General features: G+C 59.6%; 18 protein-coding genes and 2 tRNA genes. 15 read left to right on the forward strand and 5 right to left on the reverse strand.

Translation table 11 applies throughout. From position 1 onward, the window contains the following. The first annotated feature begins 269 nt into the window (after positions 1–269). Both nlpD and rpoS read left to right on the forward strand, forming a co-directional pair. Complete coding sequence (nlpD, locus tag AC2CGQ_RS18760; protein ID WP_015376692.1) at positions 270–1,268, forward strand: murein hydrolase activator NlpD; 999 nt, start codon at positions 270–272, stop codon at positions 1,266–1,268. 54 nt (positions 1,269–1,322) lie between these two features. Continuing rightward, positions 1,323–2,321 carry an RNA polymerase sigma factor RpoS gene (rpoS, locus tag AC2CGQ_RS18765; RefSeq protein ID WP_004932578.1) on the forward strand — a complete coding sequence of 333 codons (999 nt, stop codon included), beginning with the start codon at positions 1,323–1,325 and terminating at the stop codon, positions 2,319–2,321. Between the two features lie 79 nt (positions 2,322–2,400). Here the strand turns inward: rpoS and mutS are convergent, their stop codons facing one another. From mutS to AC2CGQ_RS18785, 4 genes are all read right to left on the reverse strand, one after another. Continuing rightward, positions 2,401–4,956: a DNA mismatch repair protein MutS gene (gene mutS / locus AC2CGQ_RS18770; protein WP_484593818.1), complete on the reverse strand. Its 2,556-nt coding sequence runs from the start codon at positions 4,954–4,956 to the stop codon at positions 2,401–2,403. Between the two features lie 311 nt (positions 4,957–5,267). Continuing rightward, positions 5,268–6,260: an NHL repeat-containing protein gene (locus tag AC2CGQ_RS18775; protein ID WP_230857974.1), complete on the reverse strand. Its 993-nt coding sequence runs from the start codon at positions 6,258–6,260 to the stop codon at positions 5,268–5,270. 30 nt (positions 6,261–6,290) lie between these two features. Beyond that, positions 6,291–7,262: an aldo/keto reductase gene (locus AC2CGQ_RS18780; protein ID WP_015376693.1), complete on the reverse strand. Its 972-nt coding sequence runs from the start codon at positions 7,260–7,262 to the stop codon at positions 6,291–6,293. Between the two features lie 12 nt (positions 7,263–7,274). Next, entirely contained in the window at positions 7,275–8,075 is an 801-nt protein-coding gene (locus AC2CGQ_RS18785; protein WP_015376694.1) for an SDR family NAD(P)-dependent oxidoreductase, read from the reverse strand. A gap of 106 nt (positions 8,076–8,181) precedes the next feature. Here AC2CGQ_RS18785 and AC2CGQ_RS18790 point away from each other — a divergent pair, with 106 nt between their 5' ends. The 6 genes from AC2CGQ_RS18790 (at position 8,182) to chbG (ending at position 14,387) form a co-directional block, all read left to right on the forward strand. Continuing rightward, positions 8,182–9,075: a LysR family transcriptional regulator gene (locus AC2CGQ_RS18790; protein WP_015376695.1), complete on the forward strand. Its 894-nt coding sequence runs from the start codon at positions 8,182–8,184 to the stop codon at positions 9,073–9,075. Between the two features lie 417 nt (positions 9,076–9,492). After that, positions 9,493–9,810, forward strand: a complete 318-nt coding sequence (locus AC2CGQ_RS18795; protein WP_004932561.1) for a PTS sugar transporter subunit IIB — start codon at positions 9,493–9,495, stop codon at positions 9,808–9,810. A 12-nt stretch (positions 9,811–9,822) separates the two neighbouring features. Continuing rightward, positions 9,823–11,184, forward strand: coding sequence for a PTS N,N'-diacetylchitobiose transporter subunit IIC (chbC, locus tag AC2CGQ_RS18800; RefSeq protein ID WP_004932557.1), 1,362 nt, complete (start codon positions 9,823–9,825; stop codon positions 11,182–11,184). 43 nt (positions 11,185–11,227) lie between these two features. After that, positions 11,228–12,613, forward strand: a complete 1,386-nt coding sequence (locus tag AC2CGQ_RS18805; RefSeq protein ID WP_075686334.1) for a glycoside hydrolase family 1 protein — start codon at positions 11,228–11,230, stop codon at positions 12,611–12,613. A gap of 15 nt (positions 12,614–12,628) precedes the next feature. Further along, positions 12,629–13,477 (forward strand): transcriptional regulator ChbR, encoded by an 849-nt coding sequence (chbR, locus tag AC2CGQ_RS18810; RefSeq protein ID WP_015376697.1) that lies wholly within the window; start codon positions 12,629–12,631, stop codon positions 13,475–13,477. A 148-nt stretch (positions 13,478–13,625) separates the two neighbouring features. Then, on the forward strand, positions 13,626–14,387 hold the full coding sequence (gene chbG, locus AC2CGQ_RS18815) for a chitin disaccharide deacetylase (RefSeq protein ID WP_021505307.1): 762 nt from the start codon (positions 13,626–13,628) through the stop codon (positions 14,385–14,387). 9 nt (positions 14,388–14,396) lie between these two features. Here the strand turns inward: chbG and AC2CGQ_RS18820 are convergent, their stop codons facing one another. Continuing rightward, positions 14,397–15,776, reverse strand: a complete 1,380-nt coding sequence (locus AC2CGQ_RS18820) for an MFS transporter (RefSeq protein ID WP_242142030.1) — start codon at positions 15,774–15,776, stop codon at positions 14,397–14,399. A gap of 243 nt (positions 15,777–16,019) precedes the next feature. Between AC2CGQ_RS18820 and pncC the strand changes: the two genes are divergently transcribed. From pncC to AC2CGQ_RS18855, 7 genes are all read left to right on the forward strand, one after another. Further along, complete coding sequence (pncC, locus tag AC2CGQ_RS18825; RefSeq protein WP_015376700.1) at positions 16,020–16,508, forward strand: nicotinamide-nucleotide amidase; 489 nt, start codon at positions 16,020–16,022, stop codon at positions 16,506–16,508. A 111-nt stretch (positions 16,509–16,619) separates the two neighbouring features. Further along, a complete protein-coding gene (recA, locus tag AC2CGQ_RS18830; RefSeq protein ID WP_004932541.1) occupies positions 16,620–17,684 on the forward strand; it encodes a recombinase RecA in 1,065 nt (354 codons plus the stop codon). Positions 17,685–17,744: 60 nt separating this feature from the next. Beyond that, complete coding sequence (recX, locus tag AC2CGQ_RS18835) at positions 17,745–18,260, forward strand: recombination regulator RecX (protein WP_075686330.1); 516 nt, start codon at positions 17,745–17,747, stop codon at positions 18,258–18,260. A gap of 133 nt (positions 18,261–18,393) precedes the next feature. After that, positions 18,394–21,021, forward strand: coding sequence for an alanine--tRNA ligase (gene alaS, locus AC2CGQ_RS18840; RefSeq protein ID WP_004932534.1), 2,628 nt, complete (start codon positions 18,394–18,396; stop codon positions 21,019–21,021). A 252-nt stretch (positions 21,022–21,273) separates the two neighbouring features. Continuing rightward, a complete protein-coding gene (csrA, locus tag AC2CGQ_RS18845) occupies positions 21,274–21,459 on the forward strand; it encodes a carbon storage regulator CsrA (protein WP_004091602.1) in 186 nt (61 codons plus the stop codon). A gap of 310 nt (positions 21,460–21,769) precedes the next feature. Beyond that, positions 21,770–21,862 (forward strand) — tRNA-Ser (locus tag AC2CGQ_RS18850). Between the two features lie 3 nt (positions 21,863–21,865). Beyond that, a tRNA-Arg gene (locus AC2CGQ_RS18855) sits at positions 21,866–21,939 on the forward strand. Positions 21,940–21,941 lie beyond the last annotated feature (2 nt).

The raw sequence follows: 21,941 nt of genomic DNA on the forward strand, positions 1-21,941 counted from the left end.
ATAAGGTTTTCTCGTTCCAATCAGGCTAATTTTCACTAGAATTGGCCTTTCTACGTAGTTGTCTTATGGTGCGGCAACGCCAATGTGGTTAGCATTGGCGCGCGTTTTGATGCTCCGGCGCGAGATGACCTGGCGTTCAGGGATCGGCCGGCGGCGCCTTTACATCGCAGAAACTGGGAAGTGGCAAAAGCTCGGCTACGATGTAAAGGGTATTTTGGATATATCACTGATATTGCTGTCATGGGGGAAGCATGAGCACGGGAAGCCCAATGATTACGTTACGCCGGGTAGCGGTGTGTACGATGGTAAGTTTGTGGTTGGCGGGTTGTACGAATACGGCCTCGACGTCGGCTCCTATCAGCAGCGTGGGGGGCGGCGGTGCCGCTCCATCCGGCAATAATAATGGCGGAGTGCAGCAGGCCAGCCCAGAGGGCCGCATTGTCTATAACCGCAGTTATAACGCCATCCCTAAAGGGAGCTACAGCGGCGGCGAAACTTATACGGTCAAGCGCGGCGACACGCTGTTTTATATCGCCTGGATCACCGGCAATGATTTCCGCGACCTGGCGCAGCGCAACAATATTCCCGAGCCATACAGCCTGAATGTTGGCCAAACCATTCAGCTTGGTAATGGTTCTGCCAACGGCGGCGGCGGCATGTTGGCGACGACAGATGCGACCAAAGGCGGTGTTCCGAAGCCACCTTCCAGCTCCCAGATCCAGACGGCAACGGTTGATTCTCAATCAACTAACGCGTATTCTGAAAACTCGGGTAAACAGAATGTAGGTAAGATGTTACCTGCAGCAGGTGCCGCAGCGGTTGGGACCGCGACTGCGCCTGTTACCGCGCCGGAAGCCGCTCCACCTGTGAGCAGCACCGTCAGCAACAGCGCTCCGGTCAGTACCTGGAGATGGCCGACTGACGGTAAGGTTATTGATAACTTTTCCTCATCAGAAGGTGGGAATAAGGGTGTCGATATCGCCGGTTCCCGTGGGCAGCCTATCTTCGCTACCGCCGATGGCCGCGTAGTGTATGCAGGCAACGCTTTACGGGGTTACGGTAATCTAATCATCATCAAACATAATGATGATTACCTGAGCGCCTACGCTCATAACGACACAATGCTGGTCCGGGAACAACAAGAAGTGAAGGCGGGTCAAAAAATAGCCACCATGGGTAGCACCGGTACCAGTTCAGTACGTTTGCATTTTGAAATTCGTTACAAGGGGAAATCCGTAAACCCGCTGCGTTATCTTCCGCAGCGATAGATTGGGCAGAATACGCTGAGATTCTGCTCGCGGTATCACGGGTAGGAGCAGCATATGAGCCAAAATACGCTGAAAGTTAACGAGTTACATGATGATGCGGATTTCGACGAGAATGGAGCTGAGGCCGAGTCGTTTGATGAAAAAGCGCTGGTAGAAGAAGAGACCAGCGAGAACGATTTAGCGGAAGAAGAGCTGTTGTCTCAAGGCGTTACGCAACGCGTATTGGATGCGACGCAGCTCTATCTGGGTGAGATCGGTTATTCACCTCTGCTGACCGCAGAGGAAGAAGTCTATTTTGCGCGGCGTGCTCTGCGCGGTGACGTGCCGTCCCGCCGCCGCATGATTGAAAGCAACCTGCGGCTGGTGGTGAAAATCGCCCGCCGCTACAGCAACCGCGGTCTGGCGCTGCTGGATCTGATCGAAGAGGGTAACCTCGGTCTGATTCGCGCAGTGGAAAAATTCGACCCGGAACGCGGCTTCCGCTTCTCCACTTATGCAACCTGGTGGATCCGTCAGACGATTGAACGGGCGATCATGAACCAAACCCGTACCATTCGTTTGCCTATCCATATCGTCAAAGAACTGAATGTCTATCTGCGCACCGCGCGCGAGCTTTCCCACAAGCTGGATCATGAACCGAGCGCTGAAGAAATTGCCGAGCAACTCGACAAGCCGGTGGATGACGTCAGCCGCATGCTGCGCCTGAATGAGCGCATCACCTCGGTGGATACGCCGCTGGGCGGGGATTCGGAGAAAGCGCTGCTGGACATTCTGGCCGACGAGAAGGACAACGGGCCTGAAGACACCACGCAAGATGACGATATGAAGCAAAGCATCGTCAAATGGTTGTTCGAACTGAACGCCAAACAGCGTGAAGTGTTGGCGCGTCGTTTCGGCCTGCTGGGCTATGAAGCGGCGACGCTGGAAGACGTAGGCCGGGAGATTGGCTTGACGCGCGAGCGCGTCCGTCAGATTCAGGTAGAAGGTCTGCGCCGTCTGCGTGAGATTTTGCAGATGCAGGGCCTGAGCATTGAGGCGCTGTTCCGCGAATAACGCCGGTTGTTGAACCGCATCAAATAAAAACGGTGAGCATGATGCTCACCGTTTTTTTATGCCCGCGTTTGGCGCCAGATTACACCATATTTTTCAGCCGGTAGATCCATTCCAGCGCCTGTCGAGGCGACAGGGAGTCTGGATCAAGCGCCTCCAGGGCTTCTACTGCCGGCGAGGTCTCTTCCTGCAGCAGCGTCATCTGGGTGGCATCGACGCTGCCCGACGCGGTGTGGCTGGAGATGGATTCCAGCTCGCGCAGTTTCTGACGGGCGCGTTTGATGACGTCGCGCGGCACGCCGGCCAGTGCGGCGACCGCCAGGCCATAGCTTTTGCTGGCGGCACCGTCTTGCACGCTGTGCATGAAGGCGATGGTGTCGCCGTGTTCAAGCGCATCCAGATGCACGTTGACCACGCCTTCCATCTTCTCCGGCAGGGTCGTCAGCTCGAAGTAGTGGGTGGCGAACAGCGTCATCGCCTTGATGCGGTTGGCCAGGTTCTCGGCGCAGGCCCAGGCCAGCGACAGGCCGTCGTAGGTGGAGGTGCCGCGGCCGATTTCATCCATTAACACCAGGCTGTGCTCGGTGGCGTTGTGCAGAATGTTGGCGGTTTCGGTCATCTCCACCATGAAGGTGGAGCGGCCGGAAGCCAGATCGTCCGCCGCGCCGACGCGGGTGAAGATGCGATCCACCGGGCCGATGGTGGCCTTGGTGGCCGGCACGTAGCTGCCGATGTGCGCCATCAGCACGATCAGCGCCGTTTGCCGCATATAGGTGCTTTTACCGCCCATATTCGGACCGGTTATGATCAGCATGCGGCGCTGCGGCGACAGGGTGAGCGGGTTGGAGATAAACGGCTCGCTCAGCACCTGCTCCACCACCGGATGGCGGCCTTCGGTAATGCGGATCCCCGGCTGCTCGCTCATGGTCGGGCAAGCGTAGTTCAGGGTATCGGCGCGCTCGGCCAGGTTGGCCAGCACGTCCAGCTCGGCCAGCGCGGCGGCGCTTTGTTGCAGTTCCGCCAGGTGCGGCAGCAGCAGATCGAACAGCTCGTCGTACAGGCTTTTCTCGATCGCCAGCGCCTTACCCTTGGAGGTGAGCACTTTGTCTTCGTACTCTTTCAGTTCCGGGATGATGTAGCGCTCGGCGTTTTTCAGCGTCTGACGGCGTACATAGTGGATCGGCACCAGGTGGCTTTGACCGCGGCTGACCTGAATGTAATAGCCGTGTACGCCGTTGAAGCCGACCTTGAGCGTATCCAGACCCAGCTTTTCACGCTCGCGGATCTCCAGCCGATCGAGGTAGTCGCTGGCGCCGTCGGCCAGTGCCCGCCACTCGTCCAGTTCGCTGTTGTAACCGGGGGCGATCACGCCGCCGTCGCGCACCAGCACCGGCGGTGATTCAATGACCGCGCGTTCCAGCAGCTCGCGCAGTTCGTCAAACTGGCCCACCTGCGACAGCAGCTGCTGCACGTGCGGCGTTTTCACATCCTGCAGCAGCGTGCGGATGTCCGGCAGTTGCTGGAAAGCATGGCGCATGCGCGCCAGATCGCGCGGCCGGGCGGTGCGCAGCGCCAAACGCGCCAAAATACGTTCCTGATCGCCTACCTGACGCAGCGAAGGCTGCAGATCCGCGAACAGTTCCTGTAATGCGCCGATCGCCTGCTGGCGGGCGGTCAGCACCTTGATGTCGCGGGTCGGCATGTGCAGCCAGCGTTTCAGCATGCGGCTGCCCATCGGCGTGACCGTACGGTCGAGGATCGCCGCCAGCGTGTTGTCGCTGCCGCCGGACAGGCTCTGCGTCAGCTCCAGGTTGCGGCGGGTGGCGGCATCCATGATGATGCCGTCCTGCTGGCGTTCCATGGTGATGCCGCGAATGTGCGGCAGCGAAGTGCGTTGGGTATCTTTGACGTACTGCAGCAGACAGCCGGCGGCGCGCAGCGCCTGGTGCGCCTGCTCGACGCCGAAGCCGGTCAAGTCGCGGGTGCCGAACTGCAGGTTGAGCTGTTGGCGTGCGGTCTCAAGCTCGAATTCCCACAGCGGGCGGCGGCGCAGGCCGTGGCGCTGTTCGATCAGCGCCATGTGTTCGAAGGTTTCCGGATAGAGCAGCTCGGCCGGATTGGTGCGCTGCAGCTCGGCGGCCATGGTTTCCAGATCCTGCGGCTCGGCGACGCGGAAGCGGCCGGAGCTGACGTCCAGCGTGGCGTAGCCGAAGCCGCGCGCGTCCTGCCAGATCGCCGCCAGCAGGTTGTCCTGGCGTTCTTGCAGCAGCGCTTCGTCGGTGATGGTGCCGGGGGTGACGATACGCACCACTTTGCGCTCGACCGGCCCTTTGCTGGTGGCCGGATCGCCGATCTGCTCGCAGATGGCGACGGACTCGCCGAGCTGCACCAGCTTGGCCAGGTAGTTCTCCACTGCGTGGTGCGGCACGCCGGCCATCGGGATCGGTTCGCCCGCCGAGGCGCCGCGTTTGGTCAGCGAGATATCCAGCAGTTGGGAAGCGCGCTTGGCGTCGTCGTAAAATAGCTCGTAGAAGTCGCCCATGCGATAGAACAGCAGGATTTCAGGATGCTGGGCCTTGAGGCGCAGGTACTGCTGCATCATCGGCGTGTGCGAATCGAGTTTATCGGTGCTATTCATGCGATTATTTTTCCAATCCATTGAATGTAAAGGGAACTGTGATTTTCATTGTCGTCATTCGCTATCACATTGTTTCAGCAGGCGCCACCCCATTCAGCGCTTGGCGGGCGGCGCAAATCAAGTCATCAAAACGCCAAACGGCGTGTTCAAACCCAAGGTTTGCACAGACGCTTATACTAGCCCAGCGGGCAATCGGCTGTCACAGGTAAAAATGGGAAGCGCTGCGCAAGGCCGGTTTGCAACGAAGCGAGATTGTCGTTCGCCTGCGGGCAACAACGCAAGTGTCGCCGCCCGCTGAGGCGGCGTAGAGGTTATTGTGCGGCGGTGAGAGGCAAGGGCAGTTGATAGAGGCGGAAACTGTCGGGCACTTCGGTTTCATGGCCGGGCAGCAGGCGGTGGCGGATGCGCGATTCGCTGACGAAGGCGCAGCCTTGCGGAGTGATAGTCAGGTTGACCGGCGATTCCATGCCTTCGCGCAAGACCTCAATCCGGTGCATGCCTGCCGCCTTGGGTGACGGGATCCGCAGGATCCGCCCCTGGCCGCTCTGGATCCCGTTTTCCAGCACGATCAGCGCGCCATCCGGCGCCAATCCCATTCCGTCCGGGTTTTCGATGAGGCGCGGCAGCTGCATTTCCGTCAGCTGCGGCTTTGGAGCGTTATAACTGAGGGTGTAGAGCTTACCGGTACCGAAATTGGCGACAGCCATCAGCCGATCGTCGAGCAGCACGATGCCGGCGGCGCCCAGCCCGCTGGGGGCCGCCAACCGCGCATCCTGAAACAGCGTACGGAATGCCGTCTCGCCCGGCCGCAGGCGCAGGATGCCGCCGCCGCGGGTTTCCGTCACATACACCGTACCGTCTGCGCCGAGTACGATATCGTTGCCCATTTCGCCCGCCGGCAGCGCCAGGCTGCGGTTGAGCGTGCCATCGGCGACGTTCAGCGCATAGATGCGGTTGGCGCGCGTTTTGCCGCCGGAGAGGAAGTCCGGCGAATTGCCCCACAGCAGCCCACGTTTTTCGTCCAGCCGCAGCGCGTTTGAGGCGAACACCGTGTCAGCGCTGGGGAAAAAGGTTTCCCACGCTTGACCCGGCCGCTTGCGCAGCACGTTGCCGCTGGTGACAAAGCCGACATACAGCGTACCGTCCGTCGCACGGGCGATGCCGTTGGGGTAAAGTGCGCCAGGCGGCAGCGTCATGCTGTTTGCGGCGCAGTCTGCGCTGGCGGCAGCCTGCACCGGAGCGCTAAGGGGGAATGCGGCAGCGAGGGCGAGCAACACCGCTCGTGCGGTAAGCGCATATGACATGTCTTCTCTCCTGGAATGACGGAAAAGGGGCTACCAGCGATCGGGGCGGACAGCGTGCGCCATTGGCGCCTCCAGCGCGGCCACGTCTTCCGGTGATAGCCTGAGGTCGAGCGCAGCCAGCGCATCCTGCAGATGATGTGGCTTGGACATGCCCACCAGCGGCGACGCCACGCCGGGTTTGGCCAACAGCCAGGCCAGCGCGATTTGCGCTGGTGGAACGCTGCGCGCGGCCGCCACCTCCGCGACCGCCGCGACGGTGCGTTCTACCTCGTTTCTGCCGCCGTACCAACGGGGCGCCTGTTCGTCGGTGGCGGCGCGCAGCGTGCCGCCGCTGCCGGAGCCGGCCAGCACGCCGCGGGCCAGCGGCGACCAGGGGGTCAGACCAAGACCTTCCTCCAGGCACAGCGGGATCAGCTCCTCTTCATCTTCACGCGTCACCAGGTTGTATTGGCTTTGCAGCGAAATAAACGGCGCCAGGCGGTGCTGACGTTGAAAGGCCAGCATTTTCATCAGGCGCCAGGCGTGCAGCGAGGAGGCGCCGAGATAGCGGATCTTGCCCGCCCGCACCAGGCCATCGAGGGTGTCGGCGGTTTCTTCGATCGGCGTTTCGGAGTCGAAGCGGTGCAGCACGAACAGATCGAGGTAATCCGTTCCCAGCCGCTGCAAGGAGGCGTCGACGCTGTGCAGCAGGTGCTTACGTGATAGCCCCCGGCTGTTCGGCTGCGCGTCCATTGGAAAGTAGGCCTTGGTGGCGATCACCACGTCTTCACGGCGGGCGAACGCCCTCAGCGCGCGGCCGAGAATGCGCTCGCTTTCTCCGCCGGAGTAAATGTTGGCGGTATCGAAAAAATTGATACCCGCCTCCAGCGCCTCGCGGATAAAGGGGCGCGCTTCATCTTCCTTCAGCACCCAGGGCCGCCAGGCCGGATCGCCGTAGGTCATGCAACCCAGGCAGAGGCGGGACACCTTCAGGCCGCTGTCGCCAAGCCGAACGTAGTTCATGGCCTCGTCTCCTCAACGCATGCCGGCGATGGTGTAACCGCCGTCCACCAGCAGGCTTTGGCCGGTGATGAAGCGAGCTTCGTCCGTCGCCAGCCACAGCGCCACATCGCCGATGTCTTCCGATTCACCCAGGCGGCCGGCGGGCGTATGGGCGATAAAGGGCGCGAAGGCTGCGCTGTCAGCCACGCTGCCGCGTGCCATCGGCGTGTCGATGATGCCGGGGTTGATGTTGTTGACGCGGATGCCCTGGCCGCTGTACTCGAGCGCCACCGCGCGGATCATCGCATCGAGCGCGCCCTTGCTGGCGGAGTAGCTGGATGAGCCGGCCAGCGCGCCGTGGGTCAGCCAGGAGGAGGTGTTGATGATCACGCCGCCCGAGCGCTGAGCCAGGAAGGTTTCAATCTCATATTTCATCGCCAGCCAGACGCCCCTGAGGTTAATGGCGATAACCCGGTCAAAATCCTCGCTGGTCTGCTCGGTGATGGGGGCGAAGTTGCCGATGATGCCGGCGTTGTTGAAGGCGACGTCGAGCCGGCCGTAATGGGCGGTCACCGTGGCGATCAGTTGGCGGATATCGCCTTCCTGAGAGACGTCGGCCACGATGGGCAGGGCGTCGCCGCCGGCCAGCGCGATGTCGCGCGCCGTGGCTTCGATTTCCGCCGCGCGTCGGCCGGCCAGCGCGACTTTGGCGCCTTCGCGGGCATAGGCCAGCGCGGCGGCGCGGCCGATGCCGGTGCCGCCGCCGCTCACCAGTACGACTTTGTCCGCCAGACGGCGCGGCGTTTCATGAGTTGGAGCTGTAGCATTAATCATCGTATCGATACCTGGTAATGGGGTCGATCGCAATGCTATGTTGTTAGATGACGGATAACTATCCGCTAAAAATTCATCTCACTATTAGATAATTTATATCAATAGCATGAAAAAACCTGAACTGTCCGGCCTGGCGGCCTTTGTGGCTATCGCCAGTGAACGCAGCTTCCGCCGCGCCGCCGCCCGATTGGGCGTGACGCCGCCGACGCTGACCCACACCCTGCGCGAATTGGAAGCGCAGGTGGGCATTCGCCTGCTAAACCGCACCACCCGCAACGTCTCGCCGACGGAGGCCGGTGAGCATCTGCTGGCACAGCTGGTGCCCGCTTTTACCGACATCGACGCCGCGCTGGAGAGCCTGAATGTGTTTCGCGAAGGGCCGCGCGGCCTGGTGCGCATCAACGCGCCGCGTTCGGCCATCGATCTTGCCATCGTGCCGCATCTGGAGCGGTTGGCCTGCGAGTACCCCGGCATTACGCTGGAAGTGGTGGCGGACGAGGGGTTTGCCAACATTGTCGAACAGGGCTTTGACGCCGGTATTAGGCTCGGCGAGGATCTGCACAACGATATGCGCGCGGTGCGTCTGACGCCGGATCTGCGTTTCGCCATCGTCGCCACGCCGGACTATTTTCAACGTCACGGCGAACCGACGCATCCACAGGATTTGCTGCAGCACCGCTGCATCGGTTGGCGCAAGGCCTCTTCGGGCGAGCGCTACAAATGGGCATTTCAGCAGGGCCAGCAGCGGTTTTCCGTGGCGGTTAACAGCCCGTTGATACTCGATGACGGCAGGATGATGGTGCAGGCGGCGCTGGCGCACGTCGGCATCGCTTTCGCCATCGAACAAGAGGTAGAAGAACACCTGGCGAGCGGGCGGCTGCGGCGGGTGTTGGCCGACTGGTGCGCGCCGTTTACCGGTTTTTACCTCTATTACCCCAACCGCAGGAATCATTCCGTGGCGCTGAGCACGGTGATCGAGTTGCTGCGTCTGCCCACCTAATCCTCTTCACCGGCTATCGCGTTCGGATAGCTGTAAGTGAATCAAGCTTGAACTATTTTTATTCCCTTTTCGTTTGTTCAGGCGCAAATAAACCCTTAAATTCTCGGTGAGTTTGTAACTTGCTGTTTATAATTGTTATTTTAATATTTATTACGAATATTCCGAGTTTTTATCGGTTATTTGAGAGCCCGGTCACACTATTTTTTTGTGCGAAATGTGAAGGGGGTCAATCCGTCAGGTCAATGAGAGACGGTTATGTCTCCTCCTGGCTTACCGATCCGTTTTTCATGCTCCGTATACTGTCCGTAACCAGGGCAACGTGACGGAAATTTTCATAAGGAATGTGCGTGAAGCAATCGTGATTGCATCTGGCATACAAATAACACGGGGTTTTTTTGATTATCTGAGGTGCTTGGTATGGAAAAGAAAAAAATCTATCTGTTTTGTTCTGCCGGTATGTCCACTTCCCTGTTGGTATCAAAAATGAAGGCGCAGGCCGAGAAATATGAAGTGCCGGTGATCATCGCCGCCTATCCGGAAGCGCTGGCTGCGGAGAAAGGCGTTGAGGCGGATCTGATCCTGCTGGGGCCGCAGATCGCCTACACCTTGCCGGAAGTGCAAAAACAGCTGCCCAACAAACCTGTGGAAGTCATCGATCCGCTGCTGTACGGCAAGGTCGATGGGCTGGGCGTGCTGAAGGCCGCGGTGGCCGCTATCAAGAAAGCCAATCAATAACAGGAGGCCGCCGTGAATACCCTCATTGCCTCGCTCGAGAAGGTTATCCTGCCTTTCGCCGTAAAAATCGGTAAGCAGCCCCACGTCAACGCCATCAAGAATGGCTTTATCCGCCTGATGCCGCTGACCTTGACCGGGGCGATGTTCGTGTTGATCAACAACGTGTTCCTGAGCTTCGGCGAAGGATCGTTCTTCTATTCGCTGGGCGTAAGGTTGGATGCCTCTACCATCGAGACGCTGAATAGTCTGAAGAGCATCGGCGGCAGCGTTTACAACGGCACGCTGGGGATCATGTCCCTGATGACGCCGTTCTTTATCAGCATGGCGTTGGCGGAAGAGCGAAAGGTCGATCCGCTCGCTTCGGCGCTGCTGGCGGTGGCGGCCTTTATGACCGTCACACCGTTCAATGTCGGCGAGGCCTATGCGGTGGGGGCCAACTGGTTGGGCGGCGCCAACATCATTTCCGGTATGGTGATTGGGCTGGTGGTGGCCGAGATGTTTGCCTTCATCGTGCGGCGCAACTGGGTGATTAGCCTGCCGGACAGCGTGCCGGCTTCGGTGTCGCGTTCCTTCTCGGCGCTGATCCCCGGTTTCATCATCCTCTCCATCATGGGGCTGGTGGCGTTCGCGCTGGCGCACTGGGGCACCAACTTCCACCAGATCATCATGGACGGCATTTCGGCACCGCTGGCCAAGATGGGCAGCGTGGTGGGCTGGGTGTACGTACTGTTCTCCTCGCTGCTGTGGTTCTTTGGGGTGCACGGTTCCATGGCGCTGGCGGCCCTGGACAGCGGCATCATGACGCCGTTCGCGCTGGAAAACGTGGAGCTGTACAACAAATACGGTTCGGTCGAAGCGGCGGTGGCCGCCGGAAAAGAGTTCCACATGTGGGCGAAACCGTTCGTCGACTCCTACATCTACCTCGGCGGCACCGGCTCGACGCTGGGCTTGATCATCGCCATCTTCATCGCCTCGCGCCGCGAAGATTACCGCCAGGTCGCCAAACTGGCGACGCCATCCGGCATCTTCCAGATCAACGAACCGATACTGTTCGGCCTGCCGGTGATCATGAACCCGGTGATGTTCATTCCGTTCATCCTGGTGCAGCCGGTGCTGACCATTATCACCTCCCTGGCCTACTACTCCGGGCTGATCCCGCCGATCACCAACATCGCACCCTGGACCATGCCGGTCGGCCTGGGGGCGTTCTTCAACACCAACGGCAGCATCATGGCCATGTTGCTGAGCCTGTTCAACCTGGCGGTCGCCACCGTGATCTATCTGCCGTTCGTGGCGATCTCCAACAAGGCGCAGAGCCAGATCGACGCGGCGACGGAAAGCGAAGAAGACATCGCCAAGGCGCTGAAATTCTAACTGTGGAACGGGGCGGTGTGGCCGCCCCGCGAGGGACGCGAGTATGGAATATCAATTTGCCGACGGGTTCTGGTGGGGCAGCGCCACCTCCGCGCCACAGTCTGAAGGGGCGGCCGCGCGGGACGGCAAGAGCCGCAACATCTTCGACTATTGGTACGAGATCGCGCCCGAGCGCTTTCACGAGCGGGTGGGCCCGACCGAAGCCTCGACCTTTTACGACCATTTCCGCACCGATATCGGGCTGCTCAAAACGCTGGGCCACAATACCTTTAGAACGTCGATCTCGTGGTCGCGGCTGATCCCGGACGGCGACGGTGAAGTGAACCCGCAGGCGGTGGCGTTCTATAACGCGATGATCGACGAGCTGCTGGCGCAGGGCATCACCCCGTTTATCAATCTCTATCACTTCGATATGCCGCTGTGCATGCAACAGCGCGGCGGTTGGGAAAGCCGGGCGGTGGTCGAAGCCTATGCGCGTTACGCCGATACCTGTTTCGGCCTGTTTGGCGATCGGGTCACCCACTGGTTTACCTTCAACGAGCCGATCGTGCCGGTGGAAGCCGGTTACCTGAATGACCTGCACTACCCTTGCGTGGTGGACTTCAAACGGGCGGTCACCGTGGCGTATCACAGCGTACTGGCGCACGCCATGGCGGTGCAGCGTTTCAGAGCGCGGGGGCTGCCGGGGAGCATCGGCATCATTCTGAATCTGAGCCCGACCTATCCGCGCTCCGACGCGCCGGAGGATCGGCAGGCGGCACACGACGCCGATCTGCTGCTCAATCGCAGTTTCCTCGATCCGGTCGCCAAAGGGCGTTACCCGGCCGCATTGTTGCACCTGCTGGAGCGGCATGGGCTGATGCCCTACTGCGAACCGCAGGACGCGCAGCTGATCGAAGGCGGCGTGGTGGATATCCTTGGCGTCAACTATTACCAGCCGCGCAGGGTGCAGGCGAAAGAGGGACGGCGCACCGAGGGGCCGATCGCATCGCCGGAGGATTTGTTCAGTTACTATGCAATGCCGGGCCGCAAAATCAATCCGCACCGCGGCTGGGAGATCTATGAGAAGGGGCTGTACGACATCCTGATGGATCTGAAAGAGAACTACGGCAATCTGCCCTGTTATATTTCGGAAAACGGCATGGGCGTCGAGGGCGAAGAAGCGTTTATCGGCGCCGATGGGCGGGTGGAGGACGATTACCGCATCGACTTTATTCGCGAGCACCTGAAGTGGCTGCACCGCGCGCTGGCGGAAGGCTCGCAGTGCAAGGGCTATCATCTGTGGACCTTTATCGATTGCTGGTCCTGGCTGAATGCCTACAAGAATCGTTATGGGCTGGTGCGGCTGGATCGGGCGGATCAGCGGCGCACCATCAAAAAAAGCGGTTACTGGTTTGCCGAGGCGGCCAGACGCAACGGATTTGACTAACGGGAGGCCGGCGCCGTGTCCGATAACCGAATTTCGCTGAGTGCCAACGACGTGAAGCTGATTCGCGAGCAGGATTTCTTTAACTGCAAAGACTTTCACCTGTTCATCTACAACAAGGTGGAAAGCGCCACCGGGCTGCATCAGCACGACTATTACGAGTTCACCATCGTGCTGAGCGGCAAATGCTATCAGGAGATCAACGGCAAGCGGGTGCTGCTGGAGCGCGGGGATTTCGTCTTTATCCCTATCGGTTCCTACCACCAGAGCTTTTACGAGTTCGGCGCGACGAAAATCTTCAACGTGGCGGTCAGCAAAGCGTTCTTTGAAGAACATTACTTGCAACAGCTGCCGCGTTGCTTTGTCGCCTCGCAGGCCTACAGCCTGAGAAGCGAGTTTTTGGCCTATATCGAATCGGTGGTGAGTTCGCCGCAGTTTCGCGAGGATGATTTCGCCGAGTTTCTCGAAACGCTGACCTTCTATGTGATAAGCCGCATTCGTCACCATAAAGAAGAAAACGACGGCGGCGATGATATCCCGCAGTGGCTGAAGAACACCCTGGCCGGCATGCATGACAAGGCGATGTTCGGCGAAAAGGCGTTGGCGAACATGGTGGCGCTGTCGGGGAAAACCCAGGAGTACCTGACCCGGGCGATGCGGCGCTACTACCAGAAGACGCCGATGCAGGTGATCAATGAGATCCGCATCAACTTCGCCAAGACGCAGCTGGAGGTCACCAACTATTCGGTCTCTGACATCGCCTTCGATTCCGGCTATGGCGACGTCAGCTTGTTCATTAAAAACTTCAAGCGGCTCACCGACGTGACCCCAGGCAACTACCGAAAAAAGTGTTACGGCCCTCTTTAGGGCCGCTCCCGATCAGTATCAACGCCGATATGCCGATGAGCTTCAGGGCGCCGGTCGGTTAATCATTTGATTTTTACCTTAACGAGGGGGAATGCCGCGCCGAGCGGTCGGCCTTCCCTTGCCAAAAATCCATCCCGCGGGAGCCTCTATGGAAAAACTACTGATCGTGAATGCCGATGATTTCGGCCTGAGCAAAGGGCAGAACTATGGCGTCATCGAGGCGTATCAGCATGGCGTCGTTTCCTCCACCACGGCGATGGTGAACGGCGGCGGCGCGCAGCACGCGGCGGCGCTCAGCCGGCAATATCCGGGGTTGCCGATTGGGCTGCATTTCGTTTTGACCCATGGCAAGCCGCTGGGCGCCATGCCTTCGCTGGTCAACGAACATGGCGAACTGGGCAAATGGCTGTGGCGCCGCGCCGAGGCCGGCGAGCTGCAGCTGGACGAAATTCACGAGGAGCTGCAGCGCCAGTTCACGCGCTTCGTGACGCTGTTCGGCCGGCCGCCGACGCATATCGACAGCCACCACCATGTGCATATGCAGCCGCAAATTTATCCGCTGGTGGAGGCGTTCGCGCAAGCGCAGGGTCTGCCGCTGCGTCTCGATCGCGAAGAGGCGAAACGGCGTGGCATCACGCTGCATGCCCCCTATAGCACTGACGCTTTTGACGCGGGATTCTACGGTGAGACGATTTCCGAAACGTTGTTCCTGCAAAGGTTGGCGCGCGCCGACGAGCAGGGCGCAGAATCATTGGAAATGATGTGCCACCCGGCGTTCCTCGACGCGACGATCCTGCAGAGCCAATACTGCCATCCGCGCCTCGTCGAGCTGGATGTGTTGACCGCGCCGACGCTGAAAGCGGCGATCGCCGAACGCGGTTTTCTGTTGGGCTCCTTCCAGGATCTGTAACGCCGCCGTTTACAGCATGGCGTGCGCCTTTTTCAGGCCGGTGTCTTCTTCCGGATCGGCGCCCTGAGGCAAGGGCTCCGCCTCTTGTGCTTCAGGCTGCGGCTCGTCGACCTCGGGCGCCGCTTCCGGCGGCGGCATGGTGTCGTGAATGATCTGTTCATCGAAGGTCGGATTGAGCGCCGGCGACAGCGGCGAGCTGGTGAGGCTGTCCGGCAGCGGAATGTGCGGCACCGGCGCGTCCTGCGCCAACTGCGGTTCCTCCGCTTTCGCCGTGCGGCTGAAGGCCGCCAGCAGCACGCCGCACAGGGCGAAAAAGGCGTACAGGATATTGCCGCCCAGCGGCTCGATCAGCGCGCCGACCGCCAATGGCCCGATGCTGGCGCCGACGCCGAACGCCATCAGCAGACAGGCGGCCAGCGAGACGCGGCGTTCCGGCTCGATCAGATCGTTGGCCAGCGCCACCGCCAACGGGTAGAGCGTAAATTGCAACATGCTGACGACGAACCCGACCGCCAGCAGCAGCGGGAAATCGATGTGCGGCAGCAGCGCCAGCGGCAGCGCCGCCACGATCAGAAAAATGGCGTTGAGGCGCATCAGCAACGGGCGATTATAGCGATCCGACAGCCAACTGAGCGGGAACTGCGCCACCAGCCCGGCGAAGATGGCCAGCGCCATGAACAGGCCGGTTTGCTGAGTGGTTAAGGATTGCAGGCTGGCGTAGACCGGCGCCAGGCCGTAAAACGAGCCCACCACCATGCCGATCACCAGCGTGGTAGCCAGCACCTTGGGAATGGCGCCGACAAAGTAACGCAGCTCCATCGGGGCCGGCGACATGTGGCGCGCATTGGTGCGGGTGGTGAGAGCGATGGGCACCAGACAAAGCGCGAAGCACAGCGCGATCACCAGCAGCGTGGTGATGCCCAGGTTGCTTTGCAGCATCAGCACTACCTGGCCCAGCGACATGCCGAGATAGGTCGCCGCCATATAGAAGCCGAACACCATGCCGCGCTGGTTGGATTCCGCCTGGTCGTTCAGCCAGCTTTCCAGCACCATATACTGGCACATCATGCACAGCCCGATCACCAAACGCAGCGCGACCCAGGCGGGAATGAACGCCGTCAGACCGTGCCCCAGCACCGCAGCGGTGATGATGCCGGCGCAGGCCACGTAGGCGCGGATATGCCCGACGCGGGCGATGAGAAAGTGGCCGACCTTGCCGCCGATCACCAACCCGATGTAGTTGGCGGCGATGATGGCGCCGATCAGCGCGCTGCTGACGTTGATGGAGGCCAGCCGCAGCGAGACATAGGTGGTGAGCAGGCCTGAGCCCAACAGCAGCAACAGGGTGGTGGTGTACAACGGCAAGAATACGCCCAACGTTTTTTTCACGCTATCATCCTAATCTCTTCTGGTGCGCCCTGAGGCCGCCGCCGCAGCGCGCCGCCTCCGTGATGTTCCTTGTGCTGGTGCGCCGCCGCTCAATGGGGCGCTTCTTTTGATACTAGCAGCTTGGCCGGGCGCTTAAAACCGCACCTCCTGCGAGGCGCTGCGCATTTCTGCGCGCCGGCCGCCGCGTCGCCTTGATAAATGCTACTATCGGGCGCATATACCTGAATTCGCGAGGGAGGGGTTATGAGTGAAAACCAACTGCGCCGGCTCAGCGTGCTGGCGGGGGAAAAACTGAAGGCGCAGGGCCGCTGGATCACCTGCGCGGAATCCTGCACCGGCGGCGGCATCGCCAAGGCCATCACCGATATCGCCGGCAGCTCCGCCTATTTCGATCGCGGTTTCGTCACCTACAGCAATGCGGCGAAACATGATCTGCTGGGGGTGAGCGAAGCGACGTTGATGGCGCACGGCGCGGTCAGCGAAGAGGTGGTGCGCGAGATGGCGATAGGGGCGCTGCGGGCGGCGCAGGCCGATCTGGCGCTGTCGGTGAGCGGCATCGCCGGCCCGGACGGCGGCAGCGTGGAAAAGCCGGTCGGCACCGTGTGGTTCGGCTTTGCCAGCAGCGATGGCCGGGGGCTTTCGCGCAAGATGCAATTCGAGGGCGACCGCGATGCGGTGCGGCTGCAGGCGACGATTTTCGCGCTGCAAACCGCCATCGACGAATTTTTGTAAATTAGGCTTGATACTGTATGACCATACAGTATAATTAGTGACATTTCCTGCACAACATACATTCAGTGGCAGTGTGGGGTAACACCGGCATTGCGAAACGAAGGAGCAAAAATGGCTATTGATGAGAACAAGCAAAAGGCGTTAGCTGCGGCACTGGGCCAGATTGAGAAACAGTTCGGCAAAGGCTCCATCATGCGTCTGGGTGAAGACCGCTCCATGGACGTGGAAACGATCTCCACCGGCTCACTGTCACTCGATATCGCCCTGGGCGCCGGCGGCCTGCCGATGGGCCGCATCGTAGAAATCTACGGCCCGGAATCGTCCGGTAAAACCACTTTGACGCTGCAGGTGATCGCCGCTGCGCAGCGCGAAGGCAAAACCTGTGCGTTCATCGACGCCGAACACGCGCTGGATCCTATCTATGCGAAAAAGCTGGGCGTCGATATCGACAACCTGCTGTGCTCCCAGCCGGATACCGGCGAGCAGGCGCTGGAAATCTGTGATGCGCTGACCCGCTCCGGCGCGGTTGATGTCATCATCGTCGACTCCGTGGCGGCGCTGACGCCGAAGGCGGAAATCGAAGGTGAAATCGGCGATTCGCACATGGGCCTGGCGGCGCGCATGATGAGCCAGGCGATGCGTAAACTGGCCGGCAACCTGAAAAACGCCAATACCCTGCTGATCTTCATCAACCAGATCCGTATGAAAATTGGTGTGATGTTCGGCAACCCGGAAACCACGACCGGCGGTAACGCCCTGAAGTTCTATGCTTCGGTGCGTCTGGATATCCGCCGCATCGGCGCCATCAAAGAAGGCGACGAAGTGGTGGGCAGCGAAACCCGCGTGAAAGTGGTGAAGAACAAAATCGCTGCGCCGTTCAAACAGGCTGAGTTCCAAATCATGTACGGCGAAGGCATCAACAGCCGCGGCGAACTGGTCGATCTGGGCGTGAAGCACAAGATGATCGAAAAAGCCGGCGCCTGGTACAGCTATAACGGCGAGAAGATCGGTCAGGGCAAGGCGAACGCCTGTAACTTCCTGAAAGAAAACCCGGCTATCGCCGCCGAGCTGGACAAGAAGCTGCGCGACCTGCTGCTGCACAGCGGCGGTGAGCTGGTGGCTGCTTCCGGTGACGACTTCGAAGATGACGAAGCGGAAACCAGCGAGCAGTTCTAATCGCTGAAGATGTGCGCCGCCGTTTATGTGGCGCATATCCTCTGAATTCAGGCTTGAATGATGAATGACTTGCTAAGCCGCGCCATGCGCCTGCTGTCGCAACGCGATCATAGTGAAGCTGAACTGCGCCGCAAACTTGCGGCGCAGCCGTTTGTGGCGAAAGCCCGGTTTGGCGGTAAGGGGCCGCATGCGCCGACATCGCCGCCGCCGGTAGCTGAAGAGCCGGTGGATCCTGCGCTGATCGATCAGGTTATCGCCTACTGTTACCAGCACAACTGGCTGGATGATAAGCGTTTCGCACACAGCTACATCGGTAGCCGCAGCCGCAAGGGTTATGGCGCGCAGCGTATCCGCAGCGAACTGATGCAAAAGGGCGTGGATAAAGCGCTGGTGCAGGACGCGTTGGCGGAATGCGATATCGACTGGTGCGAACAGGCGAAACAGGTGGCGCAGCGAAAATTTGGCGATGCGTTGCCAACCGACTGGAAAGAGAAAGCCAAAGTGCAGCGTTATCTGCTCTATCGCGGCTTCTTCCAGGAAGAAATTCAGTCAATTTACCGTGATTTTGCGCAATGAGCGCACACGGGGTTTTACTTCCCTCTGAAGAAAATTTATCTTATCCCCACTTTTTGTTCGTGGGCTGGTTGTCATCGTCGGGATGACGCGCCACCGGCTCACGTGTCGTTATTCTAGCCTTTCCAGGAAAATTATGAGCAAGAGCACCGCTGAGATCCGTCAAGCGTTTCTCGATTTCTTTCATAGTAAGGGTCATCAGGTTGTAGCAAGCAGCTCCCTGGTGCCTAACAATGATCCGACATTGCTGTTTACCAATGCCGGCATGAACCAATTTAAGGATGTTTTCCTGGGGCTCGACAAACGCGCCTATTCCCGCGCCACCACCTCGCAGCGCTGCGTGCGCGCAGGCGGCAAGCATAACGACCTGGAAAACGTCGGTTATACCGCTCGTCACCACACCTTCTTTGAAATGCTGGGTAACTTCAGCTTCGGCGATTACTTCAAGCACGACGCGATCAGCTACGCGTGGGAACTGCTGACCGGTGAAAACTGGTTCAACCTGCCGAAAGAGAGACTGTGGGTCACCGTGTATGAAACCGATGACGAAGCATTCGACATCTGGCAGAAGCAAATCGGCGTACCGGCCGAGCGCATTATCCGCATCGGCGATAACAAGGGCGCGCCTTTCGCTTCAGATAACTTCTGGCAGATGGGTGATACCGGCCCATGCGGCCCGTGCACCGAGATTTTCTACGATCACGGCGATCACATCTGGGGCGGCCCTCCGGGCAGCCCGGAAGAAGACGGCGACCGCTACATCGAGATCTGGAACATCGTTTTCATGCAGTTCAACCGTCAGTCCGACGGCACCATGCTGCCGCTGCCGAAACCTTCGGTGGATACCGGCATGGGTCTGGAGCGCATCGCGGCGGTGTTGCAGCATGTGAACTCCAACTATGAGATCGACCTGTTCCGTACCCTGATCGCCGCCGTAGCGAAAGTGACCGGCGCGACCGATCTGGATAACAAATCCCTGCGCGTTATCGCCGACCACATTCGTTCCTGCGCCTTCCTGGTGTCTGACGGCGTGATCCCGTCTAACGAAAACCGCGGCTACGTGCTGCGTCGTATCATTCGCCGCGCGATCCGTCATGGCAACATGCTGGGCGCGAAAGATACCTTCTTCTACAAACTGGTAGCGCCACTGATCGAAGTGATGGGCCCGGCGGCCGACGAGCTGAAACGCCAGCAATCGCTGGTGGAGCAGGTGCTGAAAACCGAAGAGGAGCAGTTTGCCCGCACGCTGGAGCGTGGTCTGGCGTTGTTGGACGAAGAGCTGGCCAAGCTGCAGGGCGATACTCTGGACGGCGAAACCGCTTTCCGTCTGTACGATACCTACGGTTTCCCGGTCGATCTGACCGCTGACGTCTGCCGCGAGCGCGGTCTGAAAGTCGACGAAGCGGGCTTTGAAGAAGCGATGGAAGCGCAGCGCCGCCGCGCGCGTGAGTCCAGCGGCTTCGGCGCCGACTACAACAGCCTGATCCGCGTGGATGGCAGCAGCCAGTTCAGTGGCTACGATCACGACGAGCAGCAGGCGACGGTGATCGCGTTGTTCCGTGACGGCCAGCCGGTCGAGCAGATCAACGCCGGCGAAGAGGCGGTGGTGGTGCTGGACGAGACGCCGTTCTACGGTGAATCCGGCGGCCAGGTCGGCGATAAAGGCGTGCTGAAAGCCGCCGGCGCCGAGTTTGTGGTCAATGACACCCAGAAATACGGTCAGGCTATCGGCCACCAAGGCAAACTGGCGCAGGGCTCGCTGAAGCTGAACGATCGCGTGGATGCGCAGATCGACGCCGAGCGCCGCAACAGCATCCGCCTGAACCACTCCGCGACTCACCTGCTGCACGCTGCGCTGCGCCAAACGCTGGGCGATCACGTTGCGCAGAAAGGCTCGCTGGTTAACGACAAATACCTGCGTTTCGACTTCTCGCACTTCGAAGCGATGAAGCCGGAACAAATCCGCGCGGTGGAAGATCTGGTGAACCAGCAGGTGCGTCGTAACCTGCCGGTGCAGACCGAGCTGATGGCGTTGGAAGACGCCAAAGAGAAGGGCGCAATGGCGCTGTTCGGTGAGAAGTACGACGACAACGTGCGCGTGCTGACCATGGGCGACTTCTCCACCGAGCTGTGCGGCGGCACCCACGCCAGCCGCACCGGCGATATCGGCCTGTTCCGCATTTTGAGCGAGTCGGGCACCGCGGCGGGCATCCGCCGTATTGAAGCGGTGACCGGCGCAGGCGCTATCGCCACGCTGCACCAGCAAAGCGATTTGTTGCAAGACGTTGCGCAGTTGGTGAAGGGCGACAGCAACAACCTGACCGATAAAGTGCGCTCGGTGCTCGATCGCACCCGCGCGCTGGAAAAAGAACTGCAGCAACTGAAAGATCAGCAGGCGGCGCAGGAAAGCGCGTCGCTGTCCAGCCAGGCGAAACTGGTTAACGGCGTGAAGCTGTTGGTCAGCCAGTTGGACAATGTCGAAGCCAAAATGCTGCGCACCATGGTGGATGACCTGAAAAATCAATTGGGTTCGGCCATTATCGTGTTGGCGACGACGGCTGATGACAAAGTCAGCCTGGTCGCGGGCGTGACCAAGGATCTGACTGACCGCGTGAAAGCCGGCGAGTTGATCGGCAACGTGGCGCAGCAGGTCGGCGGCAAGGGCGGTGGTCGCCCGGATATGGCGATGGCGGGGGGGACGGATATCAACGCTCTGCCAGCGGCGTTAAACAGCGTAGAAGCCTGGGTGGCCTCAAAGCTGTGAACATAAATAAATAGCACGGACAAACGCCATAATACTTTGTTGATTATGGCGTTTTCATACTGTGCTAACACAATTTAGTTACAATTGCGGGAACAAAGTTTTTCTGGTCGGCTAAACTTACCATTATCTGAGGTGGGACCAAGTCTGCTTACACTTATTGTGGATTGCGCGGCTTACGTTTTCACCACATATGATGGATAATGACGGGGAAACTGAGAGACCCGACTCTTTTAATCTTTCAAGGAGCAAAGAATGTTAATTCTGACTCGTCGAGTTGGTGAAACCCTCATGATTGGCGATGAGGTTACGGTCACTGTGCTAGGGGTAAAAGGCAACCAGGTGCGTATTGGTGTGAACGCCCCCAAAGAGGTTTCAGTTCACCGTGAAGAAATCTATCAGCGCATTCAGGCAGAGAAGTCTCAGCAGACGACTTACTGATTCCGAAGCAGCGTCTCGTTGCCAGACGAGACGCTACTGCATCGTTTTACCCACTTCTTTCGTTCTCCCCTCTCTTTTTCGTGATTATTTTCCCGGTGAGTTTCCTGCTTTATTGCTGCAGACGTTGCGGTTGCCTGTTGATTAAACGCCCTTTTTGCCGTGAAATCGCCCATGTTGGGTGCGAATTGTGCAAACGCGCATGAGTTGGGAAAAATTGTTTGACTTAAAAGTCGGAGAAAGTAATATGTGCGCCACGCAGTGCCGATGAGCTTCTCCAAAGCAAGTTAGGCACAATTCGAAAGAAGCGTATGGTGAGGTGGCCGAGAGGCTGAAGGCGCTCCCCTGCTAAGGGAGTATGCGGTCAAAAGCTGCATCCGGGGTTCGAATCCCCGCCTCACCGCCATTTGCATCCGTAGCTCAGCTGGATAGAGTACTCGGCTACGAACCGAGCGGTCGGAGGTTCGAATCCTCCCGGATGCACC

The organism is Serratia sp. DFXYC6 (genome assembly GCF_057196085.1).